The organism is Janthinobacterium sp. CG_23.4 (genome assembly GCF_029892305.1).
Taxonomy (GTDB): Bacteria; Pseudomonadota; Gammaproteobacteria; order Burkholderiales; family Burkholderiaceae_D; genus Janthinobacterium; species Janthinobacterium lividum_D.
The window spans coordinates 4,768,309-4,793,417 of record NZ_JARXUX010000001.1 but is presented as its reverse complement, the minus strand read 5'-3'; the positions used below and the strand labels follow the sequence as shown (position 1 = coordinate 4,793,417).

The window sequence follows — 25,109 nt, the reverse complement described above, 5'->3', positions numbered from 1 at the left end:
GGGGGCGATGGTTATGCTGGGCCCACTTCAAACCCCAAGGAAAAATCATGACTAGCCTCTTCTTTATCCTGCGCATCTGCCTAGTCACGATGCTCACCTACATCATCGCCACCGCCCTTCTGGTGGAGACCTTTCTGCGCCACATCTTCCAACACACGGAAGGCTTCTTTGTCATCGTCGGCGCGCTGCTGGCCGGCGCCGTCATCACGAATGCGTTTTCGCATGTACGCCGCGTGCGCCTGATCGCCGGCACCGTCAACGCCAGCACCTTGTCGAGCCGCCAGCGGCGCCAGATCGAGATCCCGTTCGAGGCGGGCGAGGTGTTCGACATGATCGACGCGGCCATCCGTGAATTGCCGGGCAGCGAAGTGGTCGAAAGCGCGCGCGACAGCTTGCAGGTGCAGGCCTGCGTGCGCCGCGCGGCGCCGTACACGCACACGGGCTTGCCGCGCATGCGCTTGCTGGGATTCATCGAGCCGCGGCCGAACCAGATCCTCGCCACCGTCACGCCGAATGGCGAGGCGGGCAGCGTGACCCTGATCTGCGAGCCGGCGCGCAGTGCGTGGACCGACTGGTTTCTCGTCGACCATGGCAGCAACCTGGAAAATGCGGAAGCGGTGACGCGGGCGATGACGCGCCGGGTGGCGCAGCGCCGGCGCGGCGAGCAGGCCGAGGCGCGCCAGACGGTGACGGAAAAGGAACTCACGGTGGCCAAGCTGAGCCTGCTGCACGCGCAGGTCGAACCGCACTTCCTGTACAACACCCTGGCCAGCGCGCAGTTGCTCACGCGCAGCGACCCGGTGCGCGCCGACGAGATGCTGGGCAACCTGATTTTGTACCTGCGCCACTCGCTGCCGCGCACCGAGCAAGCCATGTCGACCCTGGGCACGGAGCTGGAACGGGCGCGCGCCTACCTCGATATTTTGAAAATCCGCATGGGTGCGCGCCTGAACCTGCAAATTGAGGTACCGCCATACCTGCGCCAGGTGGAGCTGCCGCCAATGATGCTGCAAACCTTGGTGGAAAACGCCATCAAGCATGGCCTGGAGCCGAAGAGCGGCGGCGGCACTGTGTGGATCATGGCGCGCAGCGGCAACGGCACGGTGATTGTCACGGTGGCCGACGATGGCAAGGGTTTCAGTGACGACGGCGCTGGCACGGGCATCGGCCTGCGCAATGTGCGCGAACGCCTGCGCCTGATCTATGGCAATGCCGCCGCGTTTGCCATTGTTGCCAATTTCCCTGATGGCGTGACGGCGACCATCACGTTGCCGGACGGCACGGCGCAAGGAGGGGCGTATGCATCAGCCTGAGATGACTTGCGTCATTGCCGAAGACGAAACCCTGTTGCGCGATGCGCTGGTGGCTTTGCTGGCTGAAGCGTGGCCGTCGCTGCGCATCGTCGCCGCTTGCGACGATGGCGGCACGGCACTCGACGCCATCGCCACCTTGCAGCCCGATGTCGCCTTCCTCGATATTCGCATGCCGGGTCTGACGGGGCTGGAAGTGGCGGCCGGCGCGCTCGAGGCCAGTCCCGGCACGCAAGTGGTGTTCGTCACCGCCTACGACCAGTACGCGATCGATGCCTTTGACAAGGGTGCCGTCGATTACTTATTGAAACCTATCGGCCGCGAGCGCCTGCAAGCGACCTTGCAGCGCGTCCAGGCGCGTGCCGGCAAGGTGACGGCGGGCGATGGCGCGTTGGCCGGCCTGCTGCAGCAATTGCGCAGCGCCTTGCCGGCGGCGGCCAAGTCGCCGCCGCTGGTGTGGCTGACGGCCAGCAGCGGCAAGGATACGCGCCTGATCATGGTGGAAGATATTGCCTACTTTCAGTCCGACACCAAGTACACGGCCGTCATGACGGCGGACGGCGAGGCGCTGTTGCGCAAGCCGATACGCGAATTGCTCGACGTGCTAGATCCGGCCATTTTCAAGCAGATCCACCGCTCCACCATCGTCAACATGAAGATGGTGGCGTCGGTCACGCGCGACGAGGTGGGGCGCGGTGCCTTGCGCCTGAAAACACGCCGGGAGATCCTCGCCGTGAGCCAGCCGTTCATGAGTTTGTTTCGCAATATGTAGAGCTGCTAAAGCCGGGGTCAGCCCCCAATAAAGCCGGGGTCAGACCCTCGTTTGTGTTGGCACTGAGCTTGACGTTAGCGGTGTTGAGGGTCTGACCCCAGAATTCTGACCCCAGACTTACTCAGCCGTCTCAAAACCTTCGAGCACGTTTACCACATTGATGCCCAATTCCTTGACAGCATAGCCCCCTTCGAGGATGAAGGCGGTGGGTAGGCCCAGATGGGCCAGGCGTTCGCCCACGCGCAGGTAGTCGCCGCTTTGCAGGGCGAAGTGCGAGAGCGGATCACCGACGAAGGTATCGACGCCGAGCGACACCACCAGTGCGTCCGGCGCGTACATATTGATGCGCAGGCAGGCCGTTTCCAGCGCCGCGAACCAGTTGGCCGTGGAACTGCCGGCCGGTAGCGGCAGGTTGACGTTGTAGCCAAGACCGGCACCGCTGCCCGTTTCATCGGCGTGCCCGAGGTAAAACGGGTACTCGCTGCGCGGATCGGCATGGATCGAGGCGAACAGCACGTCGTCGCGCGCATAGAAAATGCTTTGCGTGCCGTTGCCGTGGTGATAATCGATATCAAGGATGGCGACCCTGCGGGCGCCGTCGTCGAGCAAATGCTGCGCCGCCAGGGCCGCGTTGTTCAGGAAGCAGTAGCCACCAAAGAAATCGCTGCCCGCATGGTGGCCCGGTGGGCGCGTCAGGGCAAACGTGGCCCGTTCACCCAGGCGCAGCGCATGCGCCGCGTTGACGGCGCAGTCGGCGCCCGTCTTGGCTGCCGTCCAGGTGCCGGCCGTCAGCGGCGTGCCATTGTCCATCGAATACAGCCCCAGCTTGGCCGTGAAGTTGTCCGGTTCGATGTCGTGGCGCAAGGTACGCACGGGCCACACGGACGGCAGCGCGTCCTTGCCCGCGTTGTCGGGGTCGAGCGCCAGCCAGTCGTGCCAGGCGTGGCGCAAAAAATGCAGGTAACGCGGCGTGTGGATGCGTTCGAGTGACGTCAGCGGCACGCCGTGCGGCGTGACGATGCGGCCCAGGTTGCGCCGTGCCAGCTCGGCCACCACCATGTCGGCCCGCTCGGGCGTCTCGAAGCAGGGCACGATGGCACCGCGAAACATTTCGTAGCGGCCCCGGTGCTGGCTGTGCAATTCGTTGTAGAAGGTCAGCATCGGGGCACTTTGCGCAAGGTCAGGTGTGCGGGCACAGGGTGCTGGCGCGGTAGGCAGCGACGAAATCGTCGAAGCTGCCGGCGGGCGCCGCTTCCATGGCATGCTGCTCGGCCAGCGAGCTGCTCGCCAACTGCTCGAAATACGCGCTTTGTTCCTGCGTCGGCGGCTGCGCGCGGAAGTAGGCGGCGTGGCGTTCACTCTGGCGCAGGCCGAAGGCGGCAAACGAGCCGCCGTTGGCGTGCAGCTCGGCCAATACCTTGGCCGATGGCGTGGCGTCCGGGTCGGCCAGTTTGACCGCTTGCGCCGCCAGGCTGTCCGCATGTGCGCTGCCTTGCTCGCGCGCGTCGAGCAAAGCCGCTACAGGTGCGATGCGCGCCAGCAATTGTTCGCCCCAGGCTTGCAGGGTGATGTCTTCGCCATTGTGGCGCAGGCGCAAGCCCGGCGTGCGGCCTTCCTTGACGGTGCGGGCGAAATTATTGGTGTAGCAGGCGCTTTCCTCGGCCGAGATGGGCGCGCTGTCGTCGAGCGCGCAAAACAGCAAAAAGGCGTCGAGGAAGCGGGCTGTTTCCAGGCTGATGCCGACCGGTTCGAATGGGTCGACATCCATGCAGCGTACTTCGATGTATTGCACGCCGCGCAGGCACAGCGCCTGGATGGGCCGCTCGCCCGTGCGGATCACGCGCTTCGGGCGGATGGTCGAATAGTATTCATTTTCGATCTGCAGCACGTTGCTCGATAGCTGTATCCACTCGCCATCTTTCTTTGTGCCCAGCGCCGCATACGGTGGGTATGGGTCGTTGACGGCGTGCGTGAGGGCGTTGACGTAGTCTTCCAGGCTATTTTCATGCGGGCGCAGACCGGACTGGGCATCGTTCTGGTAACCGAGGTCGCTCATGCGCAGGCTGGTGGCATAGGGTAGGAACAGGGTGTCGTCGGACAAGGTGTCGAGCTTGTGCGCGCGGCCACGCAGGAAGCCGGCGGACAGGGCCGGCGAGGCGCCGAACAGATACATCAGCAGCCAGCTGTAGCGGCGGAAATTGCGGATCGTCGCCAGGTAGCTTTCTGATTGCACATCCTTCGGCGTCGCCGTCCCATGTTGCGCGCTGGTAGCGGTATTGCTGTGCAATACCTGCCAGAGCTGCTCGTCGAGCGAATAGTTGTAGTGGATGCCGGCGATGCATTGCATGGCCTTGCCGTAACGCAAGGCCAGGCCGCGCCGATAGACGTGCTTGAGCATGCCCATGTTCGAGCTGCCATAGTTGGCGATGGCGATCTGCGCTTCGGGCGGCAGCTGGCAAGGCATCGACTGGCTCCACAGCAACTCGTCGCCGAGGCGGCTGTAGGCATGGCGGTGCACGGTATCGAGCTTGCTTAATGTCGTGGCGATGTCGCTTTCAGCCGGCGTGATGAATTCGAGCAGCGCTTCGGCGTAGTCGGTGGTGATTTCAGGGTGCGTCAGCGCCGAGCCCAGGGCGGCGGGATGGGGCGTGGAAGCCAGATGGCCGGCATGGTCGACGCGCAGGGTTTCACGCTCGATGCCGCGCAAGCCGCCCAGCAGCGCGCGGTTGGCATCTTTAGTCAGCAATGCCAGGCGGCGAGTCAACAGGTTGGGCAATTGGAGCTTCCTTTCTTGTGCAGCAGATAAATTATTTGTGCTGAGATTAACCGAATTTTGGCAAATGCGTCGGCACCGGCCAAAAAAACGCCGCGTTGCCAGCGTTCGCCCTGGTGAACGGGGACGGCGCTTCGGTCAGGAATTCGCTTGATATTTTAACAAACTGCGGGAGATCTGGCGCGTTGCTGGATCAAGCAACGCGCGCGTCGAGGGGGTCAGCCCAGGCGGGCGCCGCTGACTCTTTCGATGCCGGCCAAGTCGCGCCAGCTTTGTACTTTGCTGTAGCCGGCCTCGGCCAGCAAGCCGCGCACGGACACTGCCTGGTCATAGCCGTGTTCCAGCAGCAGCCAGGCGCCTGACGCCAGGTGGCGCGCGGCACCAGCGACGATGGTGCGCAAGGCCGACAGGCCGTCCGCGTGGTCGGTCAGCGCGCCGGTGGGTTCAAAACGCAGGTCGCCTTCGGCCAGGTGATGGTCGCCGCTGGCGATGTAGGGGGGATTGGAGACGATCAGGTCGAACTTTTCCGTGCCCAGCGCTTCGAACCAGTCGCTGGCCATGAAGGTCACGTTGACGCCGTTGGCGCTGGCGTTGCGGCGCGCTACGGCCAGGGCGGTGCTGCTGACGTCCAGGGCCGTGACGACGGCGTCGGGCCGCGTGTAGGCGAGCGCCACGGCGATGGCGCCGCTGCCCGTGCCCATGTCGAGTACCCGTCCGCCAGGGGGCAGGCGTTCAAGCGCCAGTTCCACCAGCACTTCGGTGTCGGGACGGGGAATCAGCACGGCATCGTTCACTTCGAATGGCAAGCCGAAAAATTCGCGCTGGCCGACGATGTAGGCGATCGGCTCGCCGCGCAGGCGGCGCGCCAGCAAGCCCGACAGGCATGCTGCTTCGTCGTTCGTCAGCACACGCTCCGATTGCGTGATCAGCGAGACGCGCGACAGGCCCAGCGCGTGGCCCAGCAGGATGCGATTGTCGAGCGGGTCGAGTAGCGGACGCATTTGCAGGGCGCCGACAGTGCTGCCGGCGGGGATCAATGTTTCTGGCATGAATAGTCTATTATTTTTTGCGGCGCAGCAGTGTCCACAGCAGGCCTACGGTAAAAAGGGCGAACCAGACGAACGCCCATTGCGGGATCGACAGGCCGAAAAACGGCGCGCCGGCGTCTTCGCAGGCGCCATACGCTTCAAACATGAAGGGCATGACTTGTGCCGTGAAAATCTTGTTGAGTGCCGTTTCCACCGGGTCGATGCCGCACGAGAAGCCGGGATGGGCCAGCACGTACAAATGCTTGGCGCCCACGCCCAGGCCGCCCAGGGCCGCGAGCAGGCCGATGCCGGCGCCGATTTTCGGCTGCTTGGCCACCGCGCCCGCCAGGCAGGCGATGCCGATGGCGAGGAACAGGTAGCGCTGGATCACGCACAGCGGGCATGGCGCCATGTTCATGGCATGCTGCAAATACATGGCCACACCGAGCATCAGGAAACACAGGGCGGCGATCAACAGGAGGACGGTACGTGAATTTTTCATGGGCGACACGGTGAGGTGGATGGAATCGGGCTACGCATTCTCGCACAAGGCCGGATATTTATTGCTTAGCCGCTACTTAAACCCAAAGGCAGAATCCGGGGTCGGACCCTTAGGGTCCGACCCCAGTCCTTGCTTTGGGTTACTTAATCGCCCAGCGCTGCAAGTAGCTCCGCCTGGTGTTCTGCCGCCAACGCATTCGTCAATTCCGTCAAATCCCCATCCATGATGAAATCAAGTTTGTATAACGTCAAATTGATGCGGTGATCCGTCAGTCGACCCTGCGGGAAGTTGTAAGTGCGGATACGTTCGCTGCGGTCGCCCGAGCCGATCAGGCTCTTGCGGGTGGCCGCTTCCTTCGACTGCTGTTCGCGCAATTGCACGTCCTTGATGCGCGCGGCCAGCACTTTCATCGCTTGCGCCTTGTTCTTGTGCTGGCTGCGGTCATCCTGGCATTCGACCACGATGCCGGTCGGCAAGTGGGTGATGCGCACGGCCGAATCGGTCTTGTTGATGTGCTGTCCGCCCGCGCCCGAGGCGCGGTAGGTGTCGATGCGCAAGTCGGCCGGATTGATGTTGACGTCTTCGACTTCATCGGCTTCCGGCATCACCGCCACCGTACAGGCCGAGGTGTGGATGCGGCCTTGCGTTTCCGTGGCCGGCACGCGCTGCACGCGGTGGCCGCCCGACTCGAATTTCAGTTTCGAATACGCGCCATTGCCAACCACGCGCACGATCACTTCGCGATAGCCGCCCAGGTCAGAGTCCGACGACGAGACCAGTTCGACCTGCCAGCGGTTGCGCTCGGCAAAGCGTGAGTACATGCGCAATAAATCGCCGGCGAACAGGGCCGATTCGTCGCCGCCCGTGCCGGCGCGAATTTCCAGGAAGATATTGCGTTCGTCATTGACATCCTTCGGCAGCAGCATGGTTTGCAATTCGCGTTCCAGGCGCGCCATGGTCGCTTTCGCCGCTTCGATTTCTTCTTGCGCGAATTGCTTCATGTCCGGATCGCCCAGCATCTCTTGCGCTGTCGTAATATCGTCGCCCGCTTCCTGGTAGCAACGGTAGAGTGCCACCAGCGGGCCCAGCTCGGCGTGCTCGCGCGTCATCTTGCGGTAGCTGTCCATGTTCGAGGTGGCGTCCGGGTGCATCAACAGTTCGTCGAGTTCGACCAGGCGGTTCGCCAGTTGATCGAGTTTGGCCAGCATGGATGGTTTCATAGCGATTCGCGGTAAAAGAGTGTAGGGATGGTAGGGCTACGGCAAGCCCGGCAGGCGGGCAGGGGGCGGCCGCGCGGGCGGCCAGCGGGGCTGCGCTAACGGCGGGGGCGGAACAGTTTCGGCAGCAGGCTAACGAGTTGCTTGCGCTCGTCGCCCTGCGCATGGTGCAGCGCCTGTTGCGGACCGTGCAGGAACTTGGCCGTCAAGCCTTTCGACAGCGCTTCCAGTACGGCATCGATGTCGGCGCCTTTGGCCAGCATCTTGCGCGCCCGTTCCACTTCCATCAGGCGTAGCGCTTCGCTGTTTTCATGCAAATGCTGGATGACGGGCACCATGGCGCGGTCATCGACCCAGCTCATGAACGATTGCACGCGCGTCTCGATGATGGCTTCGGCTTGCGCCACGGCCGCTTGCCGGCTTTCCAGGCCCGTCTGCACGACCTTGCCCAGATCGTCGACCGTGTACAGGAAAACGTCGTTCAGGCGGCCCACTTCCGATTCGATGTCGCGCGGCACGGCCAGGTCGACCATGAACATGGGCTTGTGGCGGCGCGCCTTGATGGCGCGCTCGACCAGGCCCAGGCCCAGTAGCGGCAACGATGACGCCGTGCATGAGATGACGATGTCGAACTGGTGCAGTTGCTCCGGCAGGTCCGCCAGGCGGATGGCCTTGCCATTGAAGCGGTGCGCCAGTTCCTCGCCGCGTTCCATGGTGCGGTTGGCAATGGTGATGCTTTTCGGGTTTTGCGCGGCAAAGTGCGTGGCGCATAATTCGATCATTTCGCCGGCACCGATGAATAGTACATTCTGCTCGGCAATCTTGTCGAAGATGCGCTGCGACAGGCGCACGGCGGCGGCCGCCATGGAAACGCTGTGGGCACCGATTTCCGTGCTGCTGCGTACTTCCTTGGCGACGGAAAAACTGCGCTGGAACAATTGGTGCAGATACGTGCCCAGGCCACCCGCTTCGTCGGCCGTGCGGATGGCATCCTTGATTTGTCCCAGGATCTGGGTTTCGCCCAGCACCATCGAGTCGAGCCCGGAGGCGACACGGAAGGTGTGGCGCACCGCATCGTGCTGCGGCAGCATATACAGATGGGGCCGCAGCTCACTGTAATTGAGCTTGTGATAATCGGCCAGGAAATGCGCGCCCGCGTCGAGCGGGTTAGGCACACGGCTGGCCGCATACAGCTCGGTACGGTTGCATGTCGAGAGGATGGCCGCTTCGTCGTTGTCGCGCAGGTCGATGCGCTGGAACCAGGAACGCGCCGCCATCACCGCCTGGCCCAGTTGCTCAGGCGCAAACGCCAGCTGTTCGCGGAGCGACACTGGAGCAGTGGTATGGTTGAGGCCGACGGCGAGCAGTTGCATTTCAGGGCTGTTGGGAATTCTTATGCCACATTATAACGCCTTGTGCCCGCTCTTTGAGCAGTCCGCCTGTTTTGCTGCGGCTCGGTGGGCTTCAGCCGCCCAGTTTTTCCAGGCGATAGCCGTAACTGTAGACGGGCACGAGGCGGTAACCGTGTTCCGGTTTCAGCTGCAACTTGTTGCGCACGCGCGAGACGTGAGTATCCATGGTGCGCGAGGGCAGGGCCGTGTCGCGCTGCCACACGGCTTCGTGGATGTAGGCGCGCGACAGGGGACGGCCCAGGTTGCGGAAAAACAGCAGCGCGAGGGCGAATTCCTTGTGCGTCACGTCCAGCACTGCGCCATCCTTGAGCAGGCGGGCGGGGCGAGTTTCAAACGTATAATGACCAAATTGCAAGTACTCGGCGCCATTTTGCGCCGGGTAGGCCACGCGCAGCAGCGCCTGGGTGCGCAAGGTCAGCTCACTGCGCCGCAAGGGCTTGATCATATAGTCGTCGGCCCCAGCCGTCATACCGGCCACGACATCGTCTTCGCCCGAGCTGTTGGTCATAAACAACACGGGTGCCTTCGGCGCCAGTTTTTCCCGGGCACGGCGCAATACTTCGGCACCGTCCAGATCGCTTACATGCCAGTCGAGGATGAGCATGTCGCAACTGTCCTTGCGCAGTTGCCCCAGCATTTCCTTGCCACTCTGAAACTCGTGGCAAGCGTGGCCGGCTGCGGTGAGCACCTGGCAGATCAGTTCTGCCTGGCTATGGTCGCTATCGAGTACGGCAATTCGCATAATGGGCTGGAATGTGTAGCAACAAACAGACGGTTCGATCTGCTTATCGTAATGTTAAGGAATGCTGAAGTGAAATATAACAGAGATTGCAACTGTGTCCAGTGAAATCGGAGGGCCGGCCCGTTACGTTACACTGCTTCACCTAGCCCTTACCGCGGAGAAATGGTCATGACAGACAAGAGCAGCACCGATTGGACCCTGATACCGGCCAGTCGCGCCGAAATCGAGCAAGTGCGCGAGCGTTGTCGGCACCTGGTGCAGCGGCGTGCCATGCTGTCGGCGGGCGCTTCGGCCATTCCCATTCCCGGCATCGACCTGATGTCCGATGTTGGGCTGTTTTCCATGCTGATCAACGATATCAATCATGCATTCGGCCTGACGCCCGAGCAGATCGAGCGTCTCAATCCGCAGTTCAAGATGATGGCCTACCGCGCTGCGGTCGGCATGGGGGGCATGCTGGTGGGAAAACTGGTGTCGCGCGAACTGATACTCCAGCTGCTCAAGCACAGTGGCGTCAAGATCGCCAGCAAGCAGGTGGCGCGCTTCGTGCCGTTCGCCGGCCAGGCGGTGGCTGCCGTCATCGGCTACGCCGTGTTCCGCCAGATCGGCAACCAGCACGTGAATGCCTGCGCCGCAGTGGCGCAGGAATTGCTCACGGTCAGGCCGGAGTAGACCCGGAGTCTACCCCAGCAGGGGATGTATTGATCTACTGGAACAGGCTCTTATGCGTCCGGCAGCACCACGTTGACGTCGAGCACCTCCAGGTTACCCTGGCGGTCCAAGGAAATTTTGATGTCTTCGGCATTGACCTTGGTGTACTTGGAAATGACGGCGATCAATTCCTTGTGCAGGGCGGGCAGGAAGTCCGGACCGTCGCGTCCGCTACGTTCGCGGGCGATGATAATTTGCAGGCGTTCCTTGGCCGCGGTGGCCGTCTTAGGCTTGGGGGGAAACAGGAAAGAAAGCAAGGCCATATCACTTCGCCCCAAAAATGCGCTGAAGTAATCCAGGCTTTTCATAGTTGGTAAAGCGCAACTCGACCTCTTCGCCGAGGAAACGCGAGACCACGTCTTCATAGGCTTGCGCCACGTCCGTGCCTTTGAAATGAATGGCGGGATTGCCCTGGTTCGAGGCGGCCAGCACTTGTTCCGATTCGGGAATGATGCCCACCAACGGGATGCGCAGGATTTCCTGCACGTCCTGGTAAGACAGCATTTCATCCGATTCCACGCGTTTCGGCGAATAGCGGGTAATCAGCAAATGTTCCTTGACCGGCTCGCCGCCCGTCTGCGCGCGGCGCGACTTGGCTTGCAAGATGCCCAGGATGCGGTCTGAATCGCGCACCGACGACACTTCCGGGTTGGTGACGATGATGGCTTCGTCGGCAAACGTCAGTGCCATCAGCGCGCCATGCTCGATACCGGCCGGCGAATCGCAGATGATGAATTCGAAGCCCATGTTGATCAGGTCGTTCAACACGCGTTCCACGCCCTCTTCCGACAAGGCATCCTTGTCGCGCGTCTGCGAGGCAGGCAGAATGAACAGGTTGTCGCAGTGCTTGTCCTTGATCAAGGCCTGGTTCAGGGTCGCTTCTTTATTGATCACATTGATCAGGTCATACACGACGCGGCGCTCGCAACCCATGATCAGGTCGAGATTGCGCAGGCCCACGTCGAAGTCGAGCACGGCTGTCTTGTGGCCGCGCATGGCCAGGCCAGTGGAAAAACTGGCGCTAGAGGTCGTCTTGCCGACACCGCCCTTGCCGGACGTCACAACAATAATTCTTGCCACAAATAATCCTTTTCAGATATCTCTTGAATTGTGCAGCTTAAGAGCGGTTCACGGGAGTGACCGGATTGACAGAGTGTATATCGATTCTGTCTCCAGCCAAACGAATTTGCGATGGTCCGCGCGCCATTTCTACTGGAAAACCATCCTCGAACGTGCGGTATACGCCGGCGATCGAGACCAGCTCCGGTTCCATGGAAAGCGCGAAGATACGTGCCTGGGCGTTGCCCGAGGCGCCCGCCAGCGCGCGGCCGTACAGCGAGGAATATACGTGGATACTGCCATCGGCGATGATTTCGGCGCCATTGTTGACGACGGCCGTGATGATCAGGTCGCAGCCGCGCGCATAAATGCGCTGGCCGGCTCGCACTGGCGTGTCGATCACCATCACTTGCGCTTCGGCACCGGCCTGGGCGGCGGCCGTGGCGCTATCCTTCAGGCCATCCTTGGGCGGTGCATCGTCGCGCGTCTTGCCGCTGTCGAGGCTCAAGCCTTGCGCCAGGATGGCGGCATGCATTTCGGCCGACGCATTGCGCACGGCGACGACATTCAAACGGTATTTTTTCAGCAGGGCCACCAGGGCGGCCCAGTCGACCGGTACGCTGCCTGGAGGCAAGGCGGCCACGTCCAGCACGGCCAAGTCGTCCTCGAAAAAGTCTGCCACGCCTCCCGTCATGTCGCGCAAGGCGGCATCGAGTGCCTGCGTATCGGCACTATGCACAATGGCGGAGACAGCGACGACGGTGGAAATCTTGATTTCGATAGGCTTCTGCGACGGGCTTTTGGGCATAAAAATTTATCAAAGTGAAACTGCGGCAGGCCAACTGTTCCGTACGGCAACAATGGGGAGCAGTAAATTTCTTGCATTCTACTGCAAAAAAATCACCGTCAGGGGCCTGGCGTGTGCTGTTCCGCAGGGCAACAGTGACTTCTTCTCAAAAAACCAGGGCGGCGCCCCGGAAAACCGGTGCGCCGCCCTGAAAGCAGCCGGACATGCGCCCTGACGCTGTTGTCCTGGATTAAGCCGCGCGCATCTGCTGTGCCGCTGCCAGCGTATTTTTCAAGGCCGTTTCCGTTGCCACCCGAGCGCGCGCCTTCAGGGCGCAGTCGGGATAGCCCGATAACTTCGCTGGTGCCATCACGGCGCTGGCTTTTTGCCGTAATTTCAGCATGTCGACGGTTGAGGGCATGCGCGGCGAGTCGATGTGATAGACGCCGGGGCAAATTTCGTGCCGATACTGGAATGGGCCAAAGTCTGCCAGCAACGCCATCTCCGAGCGGCACGTTTTGAGCGTGACCACGTCGGCGTCCATGGCGGCGATCTGCGGCAAGATGTCGTGCCGCTGCGCATGGCAGATGTGCGTGTGGATCTGCGTCGTGTCGCTGACCACGCAGGCGGCGATGCGGAAGGCGCGCGTGGCCCAGTCCAGGTAGGCGTCGCACTTGCCGCGGCGCAGCGGCAAGCCTGCGCGGATGGCCGGCTCATCGATCTCGATGATGCCAATGCCGGCCGTTTCCAGGTCTTGCACCTCGTCGCGGATGGCCAGCGCCAGCTGCAGCGCCGTCGTGGCGCGCGGCTGGTCGTCGCGCACGAACGACCATTGCAAGATTGTGACGGGGCCCGTCAGCATGGCCTTCACGGGTTTTTGCGTCAGGCTTTGCGCGTGCACCGTCCAGGCTACCGTCATGGCGGCCGGGCGCTGTACGTCGCCGTAGACGATGGGCGGCTTGACGCAGTGCGCGCCGTACGTTTGCACCCAGCCCAGGCGCGTGAAGGCGAACCCGTCGAGTTGCTCGCCGAGGTAGTCGAGCATATCGTCGCGTTCCGCTTCGCCATGCACCAGCAGGTCCAGGCCCAGCGCTTCCTGGCGCTCTACGGCGTGGGCGATGTCGGCGTGCATCTGCTTTGTATACTCTGCGCTTGCCAGTTCGCCCCGCCGATAGCTGGCGCGGGCGGCGCGGGTGGCCGTCGTCTGTGGGAAGGCACCGATGCTCGTTGTCGGAAAGTCCGGTAGTTGCAGGCGCGCGCGCTGTACGGCCTGGCGCTGCGGGAAGCTCGAGTCGCGGCGGTCGACGGTGGGCGTGAGCGCTTGCAGGCGCTGCGTGACCGGGGAGCGGTGTACGCGTGGGCTGGCGCGCCGCCCTGCGATGGCCAGACGAGACATTGCCAGCGCGGCTAGCGCGGCGGCGTCGGACTGGCCTGCCAGTGCCCCCTTGAGCCCGGACAGTTCCACCAGCTTTTCCGTCGCAAACGCCAGCCAGCTGCGGATTTCTCCGTCGAGCGCCATTTCCGCTTCCAGGCTGAACGGTGTGTGCAGCAAGGAGCACGACGGCGCCAGCCACAGGTGGCCCTGGCGTTTCGCGGCCAGCGGCTGCAGCACGGCGAGGGCCGCGTCGAGGTCGGTGCGCCAGATGTTGCGCCCGTCGACGATGCCGATCGACAAGACTTTATGCGCGGGCAGCCAGTCCGTCACGCTGATCAATTCATGCGCCGCGCAGATGCCGTCCACGTGCAAGCCGGCCACGGGCAGGCGGCAGCTCAAGCTGAGGTTTTCTTCCAGCGGCGAGAAATACGTGGCCAGCAAGATGTTGACACCCACCTGGTTCAACTGCCAGTAGGCGCTCTCGAAGGCGCTACGCCAGGCGTTGGGCAAGTCCAGGCCCAGGATCGGTTCATCCACCTGCACCCACGTCACGCCTTGCTGCTTGAGGCGGTCGAGCAGGGCGCCGTAGACGGGCAGCAATTGTTCCAGCAAGTCCAGGCGGTCGAAGCCCGACTCGCCCGCTGTCTTTTCCTGGCCCAGCCAGAGGAAGGTGAGGGGGCCGATCAGGGCCGCCTTGACTTGGTGGCCGAGCGCCTGCGCCTCGGCCACTTCCGCCAGCAGGCGCTCGCAAGCGAGCGAAAACTGGGTCTGCGGCGACAATTCGGGCACCAGGTAATGGTAATTGCTGTCAAACCAGGGGCGCATTTCCAGCGCGGGCTTGCTGGCGCTGTCCGTATGCTGTGCATGATGGTGGCCGCGCGCCATCGTGAAATAGCGCGACAGCGGCGATTGCTCTGGCGCGAAATTGAAACGCGCCGGTTCGCAGCCCAGCAACTGGATATGGTTGGCCATCTGGTCGTAAAAAGCGAAGTCGCCCACGCTGACGTAGTCGAGCCCGGCGTCGCGTTGCTGCGCCCAGTGGCGCGCGCGTAATTGCTGGCCTGTCTCTTCCAGCGCAGCCTCGGATAGTTCGCCAGCCCAGTGACTTTCCAGCGCCAATGTCAGTTCGCGCGCGGCGCCGATACGGGGAAAGCCAAGGATGTGCGTACGAATGGTCATGATGTCATCGAGATTTAATGTGAATGCGCTAAAGTGTGCGGCTACTTGATCTATAATCAAAACGAAACATTTTGCCGAATAACATGAAAATATTTCACGTGCATACCCCTATTTCCCGATGCTAGAAATTCGCCACCTGCGCACCCTGAGTGCCTTGCGTTCCTCCGGCAGCCTGGTGCGCGCCGCGCAGCTGCTCAATTTGACCCAGTCGGCGCTATCGCACCAGATCCGTTTGCTCGAAGAGCGTTACCAGGCGCCCTTGTTCGAGCGCAAGTCGATGCCGATCGCCTTTACTGCCACGGGCAGCCGCCTGCTGGAGCTGGCCGATAAACTTTTGCCCGAGATCGAGCTGGCCGAGCGCGACGTGGCGCGCCTGTCGCAGGGCGACAAGGGGCAGTTGCGCGTGGCGCTCGAATGCCATACCTGCTTTGACTGGCTCATGCCGGTGATGGATGCGTTCCGCCAGCGCTGGCCGGAAGTGGAAATCGACCTGGTGTCAGGCTTTCACAGCGAACCGGCGGACTTGCTGCGCTCGGGCGAGGCCGATCTCGTGATCGGTTCGCCTTATGGCCCCGATTTCACCGTGTTTCCGCTGTTTCGCTTTGAAATGCTGGTGGTGATGGCGCAGAAGCACCGGCTGCAGGCACAGCGCCGGCTGGTGGCGGCCGACTTTACGGGCGAGACCCTGATCACCTATCCGGTGCCGGAAGAGCGCATCGACCTGATCCGTGAAGTGCTGAAGCCCGCCGGCATCGAGTTCGAGCGCCGCACGGCCGAATTGACGGTGGCCGTGCTGCAATTGGTGGCGAGCCGGCGCGGCATTGCCGCCTTGCCCAACTGGGCCATCAAGAATTACGTCGATTACGATTATGTGGTGGCGCGCCCGGTGGGCGAACACGGCTTGTGGAGCGATCTGTATGTGTCCGTGCCGAAGCCGTTGCAAGACAAGGCGTATGTGCGCGATTTCGTCAGCGTGATACGCGAGCAGTGCGCGGCCTCGCTGGACGGTATCAAGTTGTTGTCCTGATCAACGTTGAGTTGGAAACAAACCAATAGGAAAGCTTGATAAATATCAAGGTTCAGTAATGAACCACCGCTTACAGTCGAGTACTGTGCGGCGCAACATGGCGCCGTCTACTCTTGGGGAGGAAGGACATGTTTTCATTTTCCGAACAATGGGCACGCGCCGGCAAGGCCGTGCTGGAAGCACAGTTGATCAGTGTGCAAGCATATGCCGAGGCCACAGTCGACAGCGGTGCCAGCGTGCTCGATTGGCAGCTCGATGCCGCCCGCGCGGCGCTGGCCGCCGCTACGGTAGCGGGCAATCAGCTGTTGTCCGTGAAAGACCCACAAGCACTGCTGCACCTGTCGCGCACGCAGTCGCAACTGGCCATCGAACGCATCGGCGCATATGGCCGTCAGGCAAAGGATGTTGTCCAAGAAACCCAAGAGAAATTCGATACTGTGACAAAGGGTGAGTTTGCTGCGTCGCATCAAAAAATTGGCGAGCTACTGCAGGTGGTAAAGCAAACGCCCTTGCCTCTGATTATTCCCTTTAATAATTTTCTAAAAAGCACTTTCGGCGGCGCCGATGAAGGGTATGATAAAAATAAAAACACGTGTGCCGCTCGTCAAACACAGGTGCCTTGCGGCTAGTGAGCGCTTATCCGCCGCGCCAGGCCGGCTGTCTCGCCGCCTGCGGTGCGGCGCTGGAACTGCGGCGCATGCCACGCTAGAATGAATGACAGCTTGCTATGTCTTCACGGATTCATTGGATTGTATTAATACCTTGACCTTGACCTTGGCCTTCGTGGCCTGCTTATCGGAGAAATAAATGGATGATGTCGTAATCGTGGCCGCCGGCCGTACCGCAGTCGGCAAATTCGGTGGTAGTCTGGCCAAGATTGCTGCGTCCGACCTGGGCGCGCATGTAATCAAGGGCTTGCTGGCTCAAACCGGCATCGACCCGAACCTGATCGGCGAAGCGATCCTGGGCCAGGTGCTGACGGCCGGCGTTGGGCAGAACGCCGCGCGCCAGGCTGTCATCAAGGCTGGCTTGCCCAGTTCCATCCCGGCATTCACCATCAACAAGGTATGCGGCAGCGGCCTGAAGGCCACGCACCTGGCGGCGCAAGCGATCAAGTGCGGCGACGCCAACATCATCATTGCCGGCGGCCAGGAGAACATGAGTGCTTCGCCGCACGCCATGAACGGCTCGCGCGACGGTTTCCGCATGGGCGACTTCAAGATGATCGATACCATGATCGTCGACGGTCTGTGGGACGTGTACAACCAGTATCACATGGGCATCACGGCTGAAAACGTCGCCAAGAAATACGAAGTCACGCGTGCCGAGCAGGATGCATTCGCGCTGCAGTCGCAACTGAAGGCGGAAGCGGCGCAAAAGGCCGGCAAGTTCAAGGATGAAATCCTGCCGTTGGAAATCGCCAACAAAAAAGGCACGGTGGTCTTCGACAGCGACGAATACATCAAGCCCGGCTCGACTCTGGAATCGCTGACCGGTCTGCGTCCCGCGTTCGCCAAGGATGGCACCGTCACCGCCGGCAATGCTTCCGGCCTGAACGATGGCGCCGCCGCCGTCATCATGATGTCCGCTACGCAAGCGAAAGAACTGGGCTTGAAGCCGCTGGCACGCATCAAGGCTTACGCTTCGTCAGGCCTGGACCCGGCCCTGATGGGCATGGGCCCCGTCTCCGCTTCGCGCTTGTGCTTGAAAAAAGCCGGCTGGACGCATGAAGAACTGGACTTGATGGAAATTAACGAAGCGTTTGCCGCGCAAGCGATTGCCGTCAACAAGGAAATGGGCTGGGATACCAGCAAGATCAACGTGAATGGCGGCGCGATTGCCATCGGCCACCCTATCGGCGCCTCCGGCGCGCGCATCCTGGTCACCCTGATCCACGAAATGATACGCCGCGACGCCAAGAAAGGCTTGGCTGCGCTGTGCATCGGCGGCGGCATGGGCGTCGCTTTAGCCATCGAACGCGATTAATCGCTGACGCTGAACCCAGGTCGTTGCGTGCGCTACGTGACGCCGGGGTTCGCTGCGGTTTGCCGTTATCACGCGGCGATGCTGGACAACTGCAATTAAATTATTAACTTTTTAGAAATAGAACGATACTGAGGGGATAAAAATGGCAAGAGTTGCATTGGTAACTGGTGGCATGGGCGGTTTGGGCGAAGCGGTTTGTTTCAAGCTGGCGGCGCTCGGCTATCGCGTGGTCACGACCTATTCTCCAGGCAATCAGAAGGTCGCGGAGTGGCTGGCGACGACCAAGGACATGGGCTATGACTTCAAGGCGTATCCGTGCGACGTCGCCGACTACGATTCGGCCGCTGCCTGCGTGGCGGCGGTGCAAGCGGAAATCGGTCCTGTCGACGTGCTGGTGAATAACGCCGGCATCACGCGCGACATGACGTTCAAGAAGATGGACAAGCCGAACTGGGACGCCGTGATGGGCACCAACCTTGATTCCGTCTTCAATATGACCAAGCCCGTCTGTGACGGCATGGTGGAACGCGGCTGGGGCCGCATCATCAATATCTCGTCCGTCAATGGCCAGAAGGGCGCCTTCGGCCAGACCAACTATTCGGCTGCGAAAGCGGGCATGCACGGTTTCACCAAGTCGCTGGCGCTGGAAGTGGCGCGCAAGAACGTTACCGTCAACACCATTTCGCCAGGCTACATCGGCACCAAGATGGTCATGGCGATTCCACAGGAAGTGCTCGACAGCAAAATCATCCCGCAAATTCCGATGGCGCGCCTGGGCAAGCCGGAAGAAGTGGCCGGCCTGGTAGCCTACCTTGCCTCCGACGAGGCAGCGTTCGTCACGGGCGCGAATATCTCGATCAACGGCGGCCAGCACATGTCGTAATCGCTACCCAGGTACAACAAAGAGACAGCTGCGGCTGTCTTTTTTTATGGTGCAAGCAAAACGGGCGGGCCGGGTAGCAGGATCCGGGCGAGGCCTTGCGGGGGCAATTCGGTGTGTCGCATGCCTGGTGCCGCTGGCATGCGAGGTGGGCCATGGCGCCATCGCTGCGGCTGGAAGCTTAGCCCAGCACCAGCCGTCCGGCCAGCAGCACGAAGACGGAGGGCAGCACGAACTTGCCGTAAGGCGAAGGTTTGCCGCGCAGACGGCGTGCCAGGCGTGCGGCCAGCACGGCGTACACGGCGTCGAACAGCAGGCCCAACAGCACCAGGACGGCACCCAGGCGCAGGTACTGCATGCCGACACTGTCGCTGCCGGTGACGAATTGCGGCAGGAACATGCTGCAAAACAGCAGTGCCTTCGGATTGAGCAGATTTGTCAGGAAACCACGTACCAGGCTGGCGCGGGCGCTGTGCGCCGTGGCGGGAGCGGCATCTTCCTGCGCCGTTTTCTTCGACAGGGCCGACTGCAGCAGGCGCAGCGCCAGGTATAACAGATACGCGGCACCCGCCCATTTGACCCATTGCAAGGCTTGCGGATGCGTCACCATCAGCGCCGCCAGGCCGGCGCCTGACAGCGCCACATGCACCGCGCGGGCGCCGGCGATGCCCACTGCCGTCACCAGCGCCGTCGTCACGCCGCGCGCCGCGCCCGTCGCCAGCACCAGTGCCATGTCCGGGCCCGGCAATAAAAAGGCGCCAGCCAGTGCCAGCAGGTACATCAGGAAGGTAGAATCGGACATGGCTCAGTCGAAAAGGAAAGTGGGAGCACGCGCACCGTGCAGCTTGCTCGCCGGGCACCATTATGTTCTTGCTGTGATGAAATGTGCTTGCTTTTCCTGCCCTCCATGCCCTAGTATTTAGGTAGATTCCACTCCTATAAAAACAAAAAATAGATGAAAATTTCAGAAGTTAGCCTCGATGCCACCGATTTGCAGATACTCAGGCTGCTGCAGGATGAAGGACGGCTGTCGAATGCGCGCCTGGCCGAGCGTTTGAAGCTCAGTGAAACTCCCGTCTGGCGCCGCTTGCGTCGCCTGGAAGAGGAAGGTTTTATTACCGGCTACCAGGCTTTGCTCAACCGCAAGAAACTGGGCATCGGCCTGGTGGCGTTTGTACGCGTCGTGTTTGCCAACCATGGCGGCGAGCAGCCGTCGCAGTTCGAGCAAGCGATTGCGACGATACCCGAGATCTTGTCGTGCCACAATGTGGCAGGCGAAGCCGATTATTTCCTGCAAGTGGTGGCGCGCGATCTGGAAGCGTATGGCGAGTTCGTATCGACCGTACTGCGCCGCCTGCCTGGCGTGGCGGAAATCCAGTCCAGCCTGTCGATGCGCGAAATCAAGTCGTCAAACCGCTTGCCCTTGCCGCTGGCCTGAGGCGCCGGCGGCGCACTATAATTGGGTCTTTGCCAGGCAGCCGCTGCCTGGCCTCCAGACTGTCTACGAGGACCGCCATGCCTGACTCCCTGTCGCCCCTGTCGCCGCTGTTTCCCGCCCTGACGCCACGCCGGCACGGCATGCTGGCGGTCGATGACATCCACAGCATTTACTGGGAAGAGTGTGGCAATCCCGACGGCATTCCCGTGCTGTTTCTGCATGGTGGCCCCGGCGCGGGCCTGTCGCCGCAGCACCGCCGCTTTTTCGATCCGCAGCGCTATCGCGTGATCCTGTTCGACCAGCGCGGCGCGGGCAAGTCCACGCCGCTGGGCGAATGGCGCAACAATACGACGCAGTTGCTGATCGAGGATATCGAACGCTTGCGCACCCAGTTCGGCATCGATCAATGGCTGGTGTTTGGCGGTTCCTGGGGCTCGACCCTGGCGCTGGCGTATGGCCAGGCGCACCCCGAAGCCTGTCTCGGTTTCGTGCTGCGTGGCATTTTCCTCTGTACGCAGGCGGAAATCGACTGGTTCATCGAAGGCGTGCGCTGGTTCTATCCGGAACTGTACGACGCCTTTGCCGCCCCCATCCCGCTCGAAGAACGGGGCGATCTGCTGGCGGCCTACGTGAAACGCATCCTCAGCAGCGATCCTGCCGTGTACTGGCCGGCCGCGCGCGCCTGGAGCCGTTTCGAGGGCCGTCGCGTGTATCTGATGCCGCAGCCGGAAGAGGCGCCCAACGATGCGCTGGACCTGGGCGTGGGCCGGCTCGAATCGCATTACATGGCCAATCTCGGTTTCTTCGAGGAAGACCAGCTGATACGCAATATGGCGCGCATCGCGCATTTGCCGGCCGTCATCGTGCAGGGACGCTACGATGCCATCTGCCCGCCCCTGTCGGCTTACCGCCTGCAGCAAGCCTGGCCCGGCGCGCAGCTGGAAATGATCCCGGACGCGGGCCATGGCGCGCTCGAGCATGGCATCGCTTCGGCGCTGGTGCGCGCCACTCAGCGCTTCGTGCCCGGGCGTGGCTTCGCATGACGTCAAACCTTGCTGGTCGGCAAAGCGGCCAGCCGGCGTGCGCCACCTGCTACACTATGGCCTGTGCTGGCGCCAGGGTCGGGCGCCGGAGTGAACCCACGACTTTTTATCCATGAATATACAGATCGGCGACATCGGCCATATCATCCAGCTGGCGATTGCGCCGGTTTTCCTGCTGACCGGTATCGGCACCATGCTGGTGGTGCTGACCAACCGCCTGGGCCGCATCATCGACCGCACGCGCGTGCTGGAAGACCGGCTCGACATTGGCTACAACGATTTCTATATGGATGAGCTCGATACCTTGTATCGGCGTACCCATTTGATCAATTACTCGATTTCGCTCAGCACGGCCTGCGGTTTCTTTGTCTGCGTCATCATCGCCATGCTGTTTTTGGGTGACATTTTGAACCTGACCCTGGACAAATACATCGCCGTGTTCTTTGTGCTGGCCGTGATTTGCCTGATCGGCTGTTTTATTTACTTACTGCGCGAAATTTACCTGGCCGCGACGGCCCAGCGCATCCGGCGCCATATCCGCCCGCCACGTTAAGCGGCGCGCCGGTTTACCCTACCATTGAAGAACGAGTCCAGCATGCACGATTACAAACGTCCCCCCACCCTGCACCGCTACGGCCAGCGCAGCGAACTTGAACTGGCGCTGAGCCTGGGCCAGTTCCGTCTGGTGCCAGCGGGCAATTGCTTGACCCTCAGCTTTTCGCAAGTGTGGGATAAGCAACTGTTCGACCTATTCGCCCCGGCCGATGCCTGTTTGATCATCCACAATACGGAAGAATTCGGCGAACGTCTGCACCGCGCCGTGCAGCGCACCTTACCCAGTTGGGCCGGCATCGACGGCGTCGTCGAGTATGGCCAGCGGGCGGCCCTGGGCGCCGCCTTTACCAAGACGCGCGCCGAAGCGCCCGAGCAGGAATGGCTGTTCGCCTGGCGCTCGATGCAGCCGCAGGCCAGCCTGAACCCCGTCACGGTAAAACTGGGCAGCCTGGAAAACTTTGCGGAAATCCGCGACCGCGATACCTACTTAGCCTGATTTCCGCCCTGATGGCTGTCGATGCGGGCCAGCACGGCCGCCATCATGCGTTCGATATCGCCGCGTATCATGCTCGTGCCCAGCATGTCGGGCACATAGAAACCCGGCATCAGCCGGCTGGAAAAGACGATGCGCGTGCCGCCCGTCTCGGTGACGGGATACACATTCCAGCGTGCTTCGTAATGGCGCATGTCGCCGGAAATGAGGGCGATGTCGATGCTGGTGGATGGCGTTTCCGTGGCCCGCACCACCAGGTGGATGGCGTAGTTCATGAATAGGAAGCGCGCCATGCCCTGCTGCTCGATGATGACTTCATTGCCGTTGCGCGACAGCACGCGGCAAGAGCTGAGGTCGGGCACGAATTCATGCATGCGTTCATAGGTGGTCAGCGTCTTCCAGACGGAGGCCGGCGGCGCCTGCACGCTGCCGCTGGCATCGACTTCATACATGCGCTGCCCGTCGATCTCGATGCGCTTGACCTCGACCTTCAGCTTCTCCTGGCGTACCGTCTGTGCCAGCGCGCTGGCGGGGACGGCGCATAACATCAGTAGGCAGAGGAAGAGTCGCGTCATGCTACCTAGGCTACGGGAAACTGGCGCCCGGCACAAGCGGTACGCATCGCCGGCGAGCGCGACTGGCGATTTAGAACTCCCGGTCTAGAGAAATACACTGCGGTGGCCAGCAATGCTTGTTACCGTACGGCTTGCATACCATTACCTATCGGACCGACCATGACTGCCTATCCCCATTTGCTGGCCCCGCTCGACCTGGGCTTCACCACCTTGCGCAACCGCGTCATCATGGGGTCCATGCATACGGGCCTGGAAGACCGCTTCTATCATTATGGCAAGCTGGCCGCGTTTTACCGCGAGCGGGCACGCGGCGGCGTGGGCCTGATTGTCACAGGTGGCATCTCGCCAAACCGCCAGGGCTGGCTGCTGCCGTTCGGCGGCACCTTGAATTTCCTCGGCGACGTGCCGAATCACCGCAAGGTAACGCGCGCCGTGCACGAGGAGGGCGGCAAGATCGTCATGCAGATCCTGCATGCGGGTCGCTATGGCTATCAGCCGTTTGTCGTCTCGGCGTCGGCGAAAAAATCGCCAATTTCCCCGTTCCGCCCGCGTCCCTTGAGCGAACGGGGCATCGAGCGCACCATCTGCGACTATGTGCGCTGCGCGCGCCTGGCGCAAAAGGCCGGTTACGACGGCATCGAAGTGATGGGCAGCGAGGGCTATCTGCTGAACCAGTTCCTCTGTGCGCGCACGAATCTGCGCCAGGACCGCTGGGGCGGCACGATCGAGAACCGCATGCGCCTGCCGGTGGAGATCGTGCGCCGCATCCGCGCCGCCGTCGGCCCCAACTTCATCATCATGTACCGCCACTCGCTGCTCGACCTGGTCGAGGGCGGCAATACCTGGGACGACGTGGTGACGGTGGCCAAGGCGCTGGAGCACGCTGGCGTGAGCATCCTCAATACAGGCTTCGGCTGGCATGAGGCGCGCGTGCCCACCATCGTCACCTCCGTGCCGCGCGCCGCGTTTGCCTCCGTGGCGGGCCGTTTGCGCCGCGAAGTGAGCATTCCCGTGGTGGCGTCGAACCGCATCAACATGCCGCACGAGGCCAACGCCATCCTGGAACGCGGTGACTGCGACCTGGTGTCGATGGCGCGCCCCTTCCTGGCCGACCCTGACTTTGTCGCCAAGGCCGCCGCCGGACGCGCGGACGAGATCAACACTTGCATCGGCTGCAACCAGGCGTGCCTGGACCACACCTTTGCCAACAAGCGCGCCAGTTGCCTGGTCAACCCGCGCGCCTGTCATGAAACGGAACTGGTGTACGCGAAAAAGGCTGTGCCGCGCCGGGTGGCCGTCGTCGGCGCCGGGCCGGCCGGCCTGTCTGCCGCCACCGTGGCCGCCGAATGCGGGCATGAGGTAACCCTGTTCGATAGCAGCGACAGCGTGGGTGGCCAGTTCAAGGTGGCCATGCAGATACCTGGCAAGGAAGAATTTACGGAAACCATCCGTTATTTTTCCCGCCGCATCGCCTTGTCGAGTATCAAGCTGTGCCTGGGCCAGCGCGTGACGCGCGAGCAATTGCTGGCCGGCGGCTACGACGACGTTATCGTCGCCACGGGCATCAAGGTGCGCCTGCCGGCCATTCCCGGCATCGATCACCCGAAAGTGCTGTCGTATCTGGATGTGCTGCAAGCGAAGAAGCCGGTCGGCGCGCGCGTCGCCATCATCGGCGCCGGTGGCATCGGCTTTGACGTGAGCGAGTACCTGTTGCACGACCCGGCGCATACGCTGCCGCAAACCGTGGCGGCATGGGCAGGCGAGTGGGGCGTCGACCTGGACGCGGCGAGCGGCGGCGGTCTGGTGCCGCCCGCAGCGTCTGTACCCGTGCGGCAGATTTTCCTGTTGCAGCGCAAGACGTCGAAAGTGGGTGCGGGACTGGGCAAGACTTCGGGATGGGTACACCGCGCGGCCTTGGCGAGGAATGGCGTGGCCATGCTGGCCGGCGTCAGCTACGACAGGATCGACGGGCAGGGTTTGCACATCACAGTGGGCGGCGAGCAGCGTTTGCTGGCAGTCGACAACGTGGTCATCTGCGCCGGCCAGGACAGCCTGACGGAACTCATGCCACCGGTCGACCAGAATGGCAAGCCAGTACAGGCGGGCGGCCCGCGTTTCCACAAAATCGGCGGCGCCGCGCTGGCGTCGGAACTCGACGCCAAGCGGGCCATCCGGGAAGGCGCGCAACTGGCCGCGAGTTTGTAAATTGAGGGCCGGGGTCAGACCCGGCGGGTCTGACCCCGGA

25 protein-coding genes are annotated in these 25,109 nt (G+C 62.1%); 12 read left to right on the top strand and 13 right to left on the bottom strand.

The window, feature by feature from the left end; translation table 11 throughout:
* Positions 1 to 47: 47 nt before the first annotated feature.
* Together H4V96_RS21440 and H4V96_RS21435 are read left to right on the top strand one after the other, a co-directional pair.
* On the top strand, positions 48 to 1,313 hold the full coding sequence (locus tag H4V96_RS21440) for a histidine kinase (protein WP_196856188.1): 1,266 nt from the start codon (positions 48 to 50) through the stop codon (positions 1,311 to 1,313).
* A complete protein-coding gene (locus H4V96_RS21435; protein WP_010393652.1) occupies positions 1,300 to 2,082 on the top strand; it encodes a LytTR family DNA-binding domain-containing protein in 783 nt (260 codons plus the stop codon). The genes H4V96_RS21440 and H4V96_RS21435 overlap by 14 nt, the downstream gene beginning before the upstream one ends.
* 117 nt (positions 2,083 to 2,199) lie before the next feature.
* Here H4V96_RS21435 and H4V96_RS21430 read toward each other — a convergent pair whose 3' ends face one another.
* The 7 genes from H4V96_RS21430 to H4V96_RS21400 all read right to left on the bottom strand — a co-directional run bounded on the left by H4V96_RS21430 (position 2,200) and on the right by H4V96_RS21400 (position 9,756).
* Positions 2,200 to 3,243 carry a histone deacetylase family protein gene (locus tag H4V96_RS21430; RefSeq protein ID WP_196856189.1) on the bottom strand — a complete coding sequence of 348 codons (1,044 nt, stop codon included), beginning with the start codon at positions 3,241 to 3,243 and terminating at the stop codon, positions 2,200 to 2,202.
* A 19-nt stretch (positions 3,244 to 3,262) separates the two neighbouring features.
* Positions 3,263 to 4,858 (bottom strand): glutamate--cysteine ligase, encoded by a 1,596-nt coding sequence (gshA, locus tag H4V96_RS21425; RefSeq protein ID WP_196856190.1) that lies wholly within the window; start codon positions 4,856 to 4,858, stop codon positions 3,263 to 3,265.
* 215 nt (positions 4,859 to 5,073) lie between these two features.
* Complete coding sequence (gene prmC / locus H4V96_RS21420) at positions 5,074 to 5,904, bottom strand: peptide chain release factor N(5)-glutamine methyltransferase (protein ID WP_196856191.1); 831 nt, start codon at positions 5,902 to 5,904, stop codon at positions 5,074 to 5,076.
* 10 nt (positions 5,905 to 5,914) lie between these two features.
* On the bottom strand, positions 5,915 to 6,385 hold the full coding sequence (locus H4V96_RS21415; RefSeq protein ID WP_196856192.1) for a disulfide bond formation protein B: 471 nt from the start codon (positions 6,383 to 6,385) through the stop codon (positions 5,915 to 5,917).
* 143 nt (positions 6,386 to 6,528) lie between these two features.
* Positions 6,529 to 7,605 (bottom strand): peptide chain release factor 1, encoded by a 1,077-nt coding sequence (gene prfA, locus H4V96_RS21410; RefSeq protein ID WP_010393639.1) that lies wholly within the window; start codon positions 7,603 to 7,605, stop codon positions 6,529 to 6,531.
* Between the two features lie 95 nt (positions 7,606 to 7,700).
* Positions 7,701 to 8,975, bottom strand: a complete 1,275-nt coding sequence (gene hemA, locus H4V96_RS21405; protein ID WP_010393637.1) for a glutamyl-tRNA reductase — start codon at positions 8,973 to 8,975, stop codon at positions 7,701 to 7,703.
* Positions 8,976 to 9,066: 91 nt separating this feature from the next.
* Complete coding sequence (locus H4V96_RS21400) at positions 9,067 to 9,756, bottom strand: response regulator transcription factor (RefSeq protein WP_070346018.1); 690 nt, start codon at positions 9,754 to 9,756, stop codon at positions 9,067 to 9,069.
* Between the two features lie 168 nt (positions 9,757 to 9,924).
* On the opposite strand from H4V96_RS21400, the gene H4V96_RS21395 reads away from it, so the two are divergent.
* On the top strand, positions 9,925 to 10,428 hold the full coding sequence (locus H4V96_RS21395; protein WP_010393632.1) for a hypothetical protein: 504 nt from the start codon (positions 9,925 to 9,927) through the stop codon (positions 10,426 to 10,428).
* A 50-nt stretch (positions 10,429 to 10,478) separates the two neighbouring features.
* Here H4V96_RS21395 and minE read toward each other — a convergent pair whose 3' ends face one another.
* The 4 genes from minE to metE form a co-directional block, all read right to left on the bottom strand.
* Entirely contained in the window at positions 10,479 to 10,730 is a 252-nt protein-coding gene (gene minE, locus H4V96_RS21390; protein WP_010393631.1) for a cell division topological specificity factor MinE, read from the bottom strand.
* 1 nt (position 10,731) lies between these two features.
* The gene (gene minD / locus H4V96_RS21385) at positions 10,732 to 11,547 is read right to left on the bottom strand and encodes a septum site-determining protein MinD (protein WP_010393629.1); all 816 of its coding nucleotides are present in this window, start codon (positions 11,545 to 11,547) and stop codon (positions 10,732 to 10,734) included.
* 37 nt (positions 11,548 to 11,584) lie between these two features.
* Positions 11,585 to 12,334: a septum site-determining protein MinC gene (gene minC, locus H4V96_RS21380; RefSeq protein WP_196856193.1), complete on the bottom strand. Its 750-nt coding sequence runs from the start codon at positions 12,332 to 12,334 to the stop codon at positions 11,585 to 11,587.
* 229 nt (positions 12,335 to 12,563) lie between these two features.
* A complete protein-coding gene (gene metE, locus H4V96_RS21375) occupies positions 12,564 to 14,867 on the bottom strand; it encodes a 5-methyltetrahydropteroyltriglutamate--homocysteine S-methyltransferase (protein WP_196856194.1) in 2,304 nt (767 codons plus the stop codon).
* A gap of 118 nt (positions 14,868 to 14,985) precedes the next feature.
* On the opposite strand from metE, the gene H4V96_RS21370 reads away from it, so the two are divergent.
* From H4V96_RS21370 to phbB, 4 genes are all read left to right on the top strand, one after another.
* Positions 14,986 to 15,894, top strand: coding sequence for a LysR family transcriptional regulator (locus H4V96_RS21370; protein ID WP_010393622.1), 909 nt, complete (start codon positions 14,986 to 14,988; stop codon positions 15,892 to 15,894).
* Positions 15,895 to 16,022: 128 nt separating this feature from the next.
* The gene (locus H4V96_RS21365; protein WP_280721149.1) at positions 16,023 to 16,523 is read left to right on the top strand and encodes a phasin family protein; all 501 of its coding nucleotides are present in this window, start codon (positions 16,023 to 16,025) and stop codon (positions 16,521 to 16,523) included.
* 178 nt (positions 16,524 to 16,701) lie between these two features.
* The gene (locus tag H4V96_RS21360; protein WP_280721148.1) at positions 16,702 to 17,880 is read left to right on the top strand and encodes an acetyl-CoA C-acetyltransferase; all 1,179 of its coding nucleotides are present in this window, start codon (positions 16,702 to 16,704) and stop codon (positions 17,878 to 17,880) included.
* Positions 17,881 to 18,022: 142 nt separating this feature from the next.
* Positions 18,023 to 18,763 carry an acetoacetyl-CoA reductase gene (gene phbB, locus H4V96_RS21355; RefSeq protein ID WP_010393616.1) on the top strand — a complete coding sequence of 247 codons (741 nt, stop codon included), beginning with the start codon at positions 18,023 to 18,025 and terminating at the stop codon, positions 18,761 to 18,763.
* Between the two features lie 178 nt (positions 18,764 to 18,941).
* On the opposite strand, the gene H4V96_RS21350 is transcribed toward phbB, so the two are convergent.
* Positions 18,942 to 19,562: a LysE family translocator gene (locus H4V96_RS21350; RefSeq protein ID WP_029496071.1), complete on the bottom strand. Its 621-nt coding sequence runs from the start codon at positions 19,560 to 19,562 to the stop codon at positions 18,942 to 18,944.
* 153 nt (positions 19,563 to 19,715) lie between these two features.
* On the opposite strand from H4V96_RS21350, the gene H4V96_RS21345 reads away from it, so the two are divergent.
* The 4 genes from H4V96_RS21345 to H4V96_RS21330 all read left to right on the top strand — a co-directional run bounded on the left by H4V96_RS21345 (position 19,716) and on the right by H4V96_RS21330 (position 22,292).
* Positions 19,716 to 20,198, top strand: a complete 483-nt coding sequence (locus tag H4V96_RS21345) for an Lrp/AsnC family transcriptional regulator (protein ID WP_010393611.1) — start codon at positions 19,716 to 19,718, stop codon at positions 20,196 to 20,198.
* Between the two features lie 77 nt (positions 20,199 to 20,275).
* Entirely contained in the window at positions 20,276 to 21,241 is a 966-nt protein-coding gene (pip, locus tag H4V96_RS21340) for a prolyl aminopeptidase (RefSeq protein ID WP_010393608.1), read from the top strand.
* 112 nt (positions 21,242 to 21,353) lie between these two features.
* A complete protein-coding gene (locus H4V96_RS21335; protein WP_010393607.1) occupies positions 21,354 to 21,794 on the top strand; it encodes a DUF2721 domain-containing protein in 441 nt (146 codons plus the stop codon).
* Between the two features lie 42 nt (positions 21,795 to 21,836).
* Positions 21,837 to 22,292 (top strand): hypothetical protein, encoded by a 456-nt coding sequence (locus H4V96_RS21330; protein WP_010393605.1) that lies wholly within the window; start codon positions 21,837 to 21,839, stop codon positions 22,290 to 22,292.
* On the opposite strand, the gene H4V96_RS21325 is transcribed toward H4V96_RS21330, so the two are convergent.
* Positions 22,280 to 22,864, bottom strand: a complete 585-nt coding sequence (locus tag H4V96_RS21325) for an SRPBCC family protein (protein ID WP_334686025.1) — start codon at positions 22,862 to 22,864, stop codon at positions 22,280 to 22,282. The genes H4V96_RS21330 and H4V96_RS21325 overlap by 13 nt on opposite strands.
* A 159-nt stretch (positions 22,865 to 23,023) precedes the next feature.
* Here H4V96_RS21325 and H4V96_RS21320 point away from each other — a divergent pair, with 159 nt between their 5' ends.
* On the top strand, positions 23,024 to 25,069 hold the full coding sequence (locus H4V96_RS21320) for an NADPH-dependent 2,4-dienoyl-CoA reductase (RefSeq protein WP_010393601.1): 2,046 nt from the start codon (positions 23,024 to 23,026) through the stop codon (positions 25,067 to 25,069).
* Positions 25,070 to 25,109 lie beyond the last annotated feature (40 nt).

Coding starts and splice junctions, on each gene's coding strand:
- metE (WP_196856194.1), bottom strand. CDS start 14,867: ATGACCATTCGTACGCACATCCTTGGCTTTCCCCGTATCGGCGCCGCG.
- pip (WP_010393608.1), top strand. CDS start 20,276: ATGCCTGACTCCCTGTCGCCCCTGTCGCCGCTGTTTCCCGCCCTGACG.
- H4V96_RS21440 (WP_196856188.1), top strand. CDS start 48: ATGACTAGCCTCTTCTTTATCCTGCGCATCTGCCTAGTCACGATGCTC.
- minC (WP_196856193.1), bottom strand. CDS start 12,334: ATGCCCAAAAGCCCGTCGCAGAAGCCTATCGAAATCAAGATTTCCACC.
- phbB (WP_010393616.1), top strand. CDS start 18,023: ATGGCAAGAGTTGCATTGGTAACTGGTGGCATGGGCGGTTTGGGCGAA.
- prfA (WP_010393639.1), bottom strand. CDS start 7,605: ATGAAACCATCCATGCTGGCCAAACTCGATCAACTGGCGAACCGCCTG.
- H4V96_RS21345 (WP_010393611.1), top strand. CDS start 19,716: ATGAAAATTTCAGAAGTTAGCCTCGATGCCACCGATTTGCAGATACTC.
- H4V96_RS21435 (WP_010393652.1), top strand. CDS start 1,300: ATGCATCAGCCTGAGATGACTTGCGTCATTGCCGAAGACGAAACCCTG.
- H4V96_RS21400 (WP_070346018.1), bottom strand. CDS start 9,756: ATGCGAATTGCCGTACTCGATAGCGACCATAGCCAGGCAGAACTGATC.
- H4V96_RS21370 (WP_010393622.1), top strand. CDS start 14,986: ATGCTAGAAATTCGCCACCTGCGCACCCTGAGTGCCTTGCGTTCCTCC.
- H4V96_RS21325 (WP_334686025.1), bottom strand. CDS start 22,864: ATGACGCGACTCTTCCTCTGCCTACTGATGTTATGCGCCGTCCCCGCC.
- hemA (WP_010393637.1), bottom strand. CDS start 8,975: ATGCAACTGCTCGCCGTCGGCCTCAACCATACCACTGCTCCAGTGTCG.
- H4V96_RS21350 (WP_029496071.1), bottom strand. CDS start 19,562: ATGTCCGATTCTACCTTCCTGATGTACCTGCTGGCACTGGCTGGCGCC.
- H4V96_RS21430 (WP_196856189.1), bottom strand. CDS start 3,243: ATGCTGACCTTCTACAACGAATTGCACAGCCAGCACCGGGGCCGCTAC.
- H4V96_RS21360 (WP_280721148.1), top strand. CDS start 16,702: ATGGATGATGTCGTAATCGTGGCCGCCGGCCGTACCGCAGTCGGCAAA.
- H4V96_RS21335 (WP_010393607.1), top strand. CDS start 21,354: ATGAATATACAGATCGGCGACATCGGCCATATCATCCAGCTGGCGATT.
- H4V96_RS21320 (WP_010393601.1), top strand. CDS start 23,024: ATGACTGCCTATCCCCATTTGCTGGCCCCGCTCGACCTGGGCTTCACC.
- H4V96_RS21415 (WP_196856192.1), bottom strand. CDS start 6,385: ATGAAAAATTCACGTACCGTCCTCCTGTTGATCGCCGCCCTGTGTTTC.
- H4V96_RS21395 (WP_010393632.1), top strand. CDS start 9,925: ATGACAGACAAGAGCAGCACCGATTGGACCCTGATACCGGCCAGTCGC.
- H4V96_RS21330 (WP_010393605.1), top strand. CDS start 21,837: ATGCACGATTACAAACGTCCCCCCACCCTGCACCGCTACGGCCAGCGC.
- prmC (WP_196856191.1), bottom strand. CDS start 5,904: ATGCCAGAAACATTGATCCCCGCCGGCAGCACTGTCGGCGCCCTGCAA.
- minE (WP_010393631.1), bottom strand. CDS start 10,730: ATGGCCTTGCTTTCTTTCCTGTTTCCCCCCAAGCCTAAGACGGCCACC.
- H4V96_RS21365 (WP_280721149.1), top strand. CDS start 16,023: ATGTTTTCATTTTCCGAACAATGGGCACGCGCCGGCAAGGCCGTGCTG.